We start from the raw sequence: 4,932 nt of genomic DNA on the forward strand, positions 1-4,932 counted from the left end.
TCACCGGGAGTCGAGCAGGGCGAGCGCTGCGGCCGCAGCGCTGGCGGCGGGCGCACTGAACGCGAGGATGCGCTGGCCGTCCCCGTCGGGCAGGTGGAGCACCTCGTAGCCCAGCGTCAGCTCGCCGACCACGGGGTGGGCGAACCTCTTGGTGCCGCTGGTGCAGAGCCGCACCATGTGTCCCGCCCAGAGCCGGGCGAAGCTCGGACTCTTCACGCTCAGCTCGCCCACGAGCGCGGTGAGACGCGCATCGTCGGGGAACTGAGCGGCCGTGTAGCGCAGCGATGCGACGGCGAGCGCGGCTTCGTCCTCCCACTCGGAATACAGGTCTCGGGTGTGCGGGTCGAGGAACAGCATCCGGATGTTGTTCGGCCGATCAGCGGGCGTGAGGGGCGCACGCGCATCCAGATGACCGGCCAGCAGGAGGTGAGCCGTGCGATTCCAGTCGAGGATGTCGTTGACTCGCCCCAGCAGCAGCGCGGGCACGGTCATGGCATGCAGCAGCTGCGAGGCACCCGCATGCGCGCGCTCGGGCCGGTTGCTGCGGCGCCGCCTCGCAGCGGCGGGATGTGCGAGTGCGATCAGGTGCGCATGCTCGTCCGCATCCAGCTGCAGGGCGCGCGCGAGCGCATCGATCACCGCGTCCGACGCGTTCTGCGACTGCCCCTGCTCGAGGCGCGTGAGGTAGGTCACCGAGACGCCGGCGAGTCGGGCGAGCTCCTCCCGACGCAGCCCGGGCACGCGGCGCCGGCCGACGCTCTGCACGCCGACGTGCTGGGGTGTGACGCGGTCGCGGCGTGATCGCAAGAACTCGCCGAGCTCCGTGATCGGGCGTGCCGTGACAGCGGTCGGATCCGTCGCCGGGTGCGTACTCATGGTGTTCATTCTCACCCCTCGGGCATCTCGTAGCCTGCCCCTGATGGTGCTACCCATACGAGGGATCTGGCTGCGGCGACATGACGCCCGCAGGCTGTTCTCGTGATCCCCACCGACTCGACCGTCTCCTCACCCGATTCCGCCGCCGCCGAGCGCTTCTCCACGACGCAGACCGTGGCGTTGGCCGTGCTTCTGACCGCCAACTTCACGCTCGCCGTCGACTTCTCCATCCTCACCGTGGCGCTGCCGCCGATCGGACGGGAGCTCGGTGTCGACGGCGCCGGGCTCCAGTGGATCGTGACGGTGTTCGCCGTCTGCGCTGCCTCGTTCACACTGTTCTTCGGACGGGTGGCCGACCTGTTCGGTCGCAAGCGCGTCTTCCTCGCCGGCATCGTGCTGCTGGGGCTCGCGTCTCTCGCGGGCGGGCTCGCAACGACTCCCGCCGTGCTGCTGGCCGCGCGCGCCGGGCAGGGCATCGCGACGGCCATGGTCACCCCGGCGGCGTTGGCGCTGATGACCACGATGTTCCCCGAGGGGCCAACCCGTTCGCGCGCGCTGGGCCTCAACGGGGCGCTGATGGCCGCGGGATTCACCACGGGTGCGATCCTCGGCGGGATGATCACCGGCAGTGTGTCGTGGCGGTGGGCGTTCCTCCTCAATGTCGCGATCGCTGCCGTGGCGCTCGCCGCGGGAGTGTTCGTCCTGCGTGAGCCGTCGCGCACCTCGCGGCCGCGCCTCGATGCGGTGGGTGCGTTCACGGTCACGGCCGCTCTCGTCGCCCTCGTGCTCGGGATCGATTCGGCCGGTCGTGACGGCTGGGCCCATCCCCGTACGTGGGGGGCGCTCGTGATCGCCGTCGTGCTCGTCGTGGTGTTCCTGCTCGTGGAGCGCCGCTCGGCGGATCCGCTCGTCGCTCCGGCGATGCTGCGCCGCAAGAGCATCGCGTGGGGCAACCTCGCAGGGCTCCTGGCGTTCGCCACCGAGACCTCGCTCGTCTTCGTCCTGACCCTCTATCTGCAGGAGATCCTGGGCTTCGACCCGCTCACGGCCGGGCTGATCCTCGGGCTGCTCGGCATCGGCACCGTGCTCGGCGGCCTGATCGCTCCACGGGTGATCGGCCGCATCGGCGCCCGCACCGCGATCGTCCTGTCGCTCTCGGCCCAAGCGGCGGTGACCTTCCCGCTCGCGTTCGTCTCCCCGCACGGGTCCTGGGTCGTGCCGCTCCTGATCCTCACCTTCCTCGGCGGCGTCGCGAACCTCGTCGCGATCGTGGGGTACGTGGTGACCGCCACGGCCGATGTCCCCGCCGATCAGCAGGGGCTCGCGACCGGACTCGTCACGATGAGTCAGCAGGTCGGCATCGCGCTGGGGACTCCGGTCATGGCCGCCGTCGTCGCCGCCTTCGCCGCTGCCGGGCTCCTGCGCGGGGTGCAGGCGGCGATCGCGGTCAACGCCGCGATCGCCCTGGCGACCGCGATCGCGATCGCCGTCGCCCTCAGGTTGCCACGTCGCCGCCGACGAGATCGCGCCGACGTCGTCTCCGTGCCGTGAGGCGGAGGATTCCTGCCATTCCGCGGCCACGCGACCGTCGGAGGGGCAGGGCTCCTCCGCGCCGGGCGTAGTGTTGTGCGGTGACCCTGACGATGCGCACGGACCGAGCGGCCCAGACCGCGGGGGTCGCGTATGCGGGCGGCGCCTACCTGCTCTGGGGTGTGCTCCCGCTGTACTTCCTGATGCTCGCGCCGACCGGCCCGTGGGAGGTCGTCGCCTGGCGCGTGCTCCTCTCGTTCGTCTTCTGTGCGATCCTGCTCACGGTCACGCGCGGCTGGCCGGCGCTGCGCGCGATCGTACGGCAGCCGAAGCTGCTCGCATGGACGGCACTGGCCGGAGTGCTGATCTACGTCAACTGGCAGGTGTTCCTCATCGGCACTCTGACCGGGCACGTCGTCGAGACGAGCCTCGGGTACTTCATCAACCCGATCGCCACCGTGCTGCTGGGCGTGTTCGTGCTCAAGGAGCGCATCCGCCGCCTCCAGTGGACCGCGATCGGCATCGCGACCGTCGCGGTGGCCGTGATCGTGGTCTTCTACGGCTCGTTCCCGTGGATCGCGCTCTCGCTGACGGCGTCGTTCGGGGTCTACGGGCTCATCAAGAAGAAGATCGGCCCCGCTGTCGATGCCGTCAGCGGGCTCACACTCGAATCGTTCTGGCTGATCCCCATCGCGGTGGTGCAGCTCGTCGTCGTCGCGATGACGCCCGCGGGTATCACGATGGGGCAGTTCGGCGCCTGGCACGCGGCTGTGCTCGCGTTCGCGGGGGTCGCGACGGCTGTTCCGCTGCTGCTCTTCGCGGCGGGTACGAGGCGCATCAACCTCACCGTGATCGGAATGATCCAGTTCGTGACGCCGGTCATGCAGTTCATCATCGGAGCGGCGGTGCTGGGAGAGCCCATGCCTCTCGAACGCTGGCTGGGCTTCGTGATCGTCTGGATCGCGATCGCGGTGTTCGTCGTCGACCTGCTGCTCGCCGCTCGCCGCGGGCGTCAGTCACGGGTGCCGTTATCCATCCGAGACCGGACTGTTTCACACCGTTAACGCATCGCAACAATCGTGAAGCATCCGCACGATTACCTTGGTGAGAACGGCGGAGCGCTCTGAGTTCCGTCGTCTGACATAAGGAGCAGCATGAGCATTCTCACTGGCTCGCGTGCGCGCAAGCGGTACGGCACAGTCGCCGTCCTCGGTGCCGCCGCACTCATCCTCGCCGGGTGTTCCGGAGACACAGGTTCGACGGAATCCGCGGCGCCCGATCCGGCGGAACGCGAGGATCTCACACTCAGCATCGGCACCGTGCTGCCGCAGACAGGTGCGCTCAGCTACCTCGGCCCGCCCGAGGAGGCCGGCGTGGGACTCGCGACCGCCGAGATCAACGAGGCTGCGAAGGGCATCACCGTCGAGGTCGAGTACGGCGACTCGGGAGACCCCGACAACAAGGCGTACGAGACCACGGTCCCGCGTCTGCTCGGTTCCGACGTGCAGGCGCTCATCGGCGCGGCGTCGTCGGGTGTGACGAAGCTCTTCCTCGACCAGGCCGTCGGCGCCGGTGTCATCACCTTCTCGCCGGCGAACACCTCGCCGGACTTCACGACCTGGGATGACGACGGACTGTACTGGCGCACCGCCCCGAGCGATCTTCTCCAGGGCGAGGTGCTCGGAAACCTGATCGCGGAAGACGGCGCCGCCTCGCTCGGCATCATCTACCTCAACGACGCCTACGGCACCGGCCTCGAGGCCGTCGTCAACGAGACGTTCACCGCCAGCGGTGGCGAGGTCGTCGCCAGCGAGTCCTACAACGCCGGAGACACGAACTTCAGCGCACAGGTCTCGTCGATCCTGGCGCAGAACCCCGATGCGATCGCGGTGATCGGCTTCGAGGAGACCTCCACGATCGTTCCGTCGTTCGTCAACAGTGGTTTCGACGGGTCGAACTTCTACTTCGTCGACGGCAACATCTCGCAGTGGGGCACCGACATGTCGGTGTCGATCGAGGGATCGAAGGGCACGCAGCCCGGGCCGGTGCTCGCCGACGACTTCCAGGACCGCCTGAAGGCGCAGTGGCTGGAGCAGGGCGACGGCGCGGAGCTCGTCGACTTCAACTACGCCGCAGAGTCGTATGACGCTGTGGTGCTGCTCGCGCTGGCCTCGCTGGCTGCGAACTCGAGCGACCCGGCCGAGATCGCCGGGAAGCTGCAGGAGGTCTCGGGCGGCTCGGGCGATGGCGAGAAGTGCGACACGTTCGAGGCGTGCGCCGACATCATCCTCGACGGCAACGCGGCCGACTACGACGGCTACTCCGGTGGAGTCGCCTTCGACGACGCCGGTGACCCGACCGAAGCCACCATCGGTGTCTTCCAGTACGGTGCCGACAACATGCACACGCGCATCGACTGACACCCTCACGCAGAGTGGGCCCCCGGGCGCGTACCCCCCGGGGCCCCGGCCGGGGGGGGGAAGAGCCGGTGCGGGTCGGCCCCAAAGAACGACAACGCAACGAGGG

4 protein-coding genes are annotated in these 4,932 nt (G+C 69.1%); 3 read left to right on the forward strand and 1 reads right to left on the reverse strand.

Annotation, left to right across the window (positions count from 1 at the left end):
* Positions 1-876 carry a helix-turn-helix transcriptional regulator gene (locus RWO82_RS15050; RefSeq protein ID WP_314428340.1) on the reverse strand — a complete coding sequence of 292 codons (876 nt, stop codon included), beginning with the start codon at positions 874-876 and terminating at the stop codon, positions 1-3.
* Positions 877-978: 102 nt separating this feature from the next.
* Between RWO82_RS15050 and RWO82_RS15055 the strand changes: the two genes are divergently transcribed.
* The 3 genes from RWO82_RS15055 (at position 979) to RWO82_RS15065 (ending at position 4,826) form a co-directional block, all read left to right on the forward strand.
* Positions 979-2,427, forward strand: coding sequence for an MFS transporter (locus RWO82_RS15055; protein ID WP_314428341.1), 1,449 nt, complete (start codon positions 979-981; stop codon positions 2,425-2,427).
* An 86-nt stretch (positions 2,428-2,513) separates the two neighbouring features.
* Positions 2,514-3,470: an EamA family transporter RarD gene (gene rarD / locus RWO82_RS15060; protein WP_399540923.1), complete on the forward strand. Its 957-nt coding sequence runs from the start codon at positions 2,514-2,516 to the stop codon at positions 3,468-3,470.
* A gap of 90 nt (positions 3,471-3,560) precedes the next feature.
* Entirely contained in the window at positions 3,561-4,826 is a 1,266-nt protein-coding gene (locus RWO82_RS15065; RefSeq protein ID WP_314428342.1) for an ABC transporter substrate-binding protein, read from the forward strand.
* Positions 4,827-4,932: the final 106 nt, after the last annotated feature.

Source organism: uncultured Microbacterium sp. (genome assembly GCF_963521645.1).
GTDB lineage: Bacteria > Actinomycetota > Actinomycetes > Actinomycetales > Microbacteriaceae > Microbacterium.

Excerpts from the sequence above, each read along its gene's own strand:
- RWO82_RS15050 (WP_314428340.1), bottom strand. The coding sequence starts at position 876 with ATGAGTACGCACCCGGCGACGGATCCGACCGCTGTCACGGCACGCCCG.
- RWO82_RS15065 (WP_314428342.1), top strand. The coding sequence starts at position 3,561 with ATGAGCATTCTCACTGGCTCGCGTGCGCGCAAGCGGTACGGCACAGTC.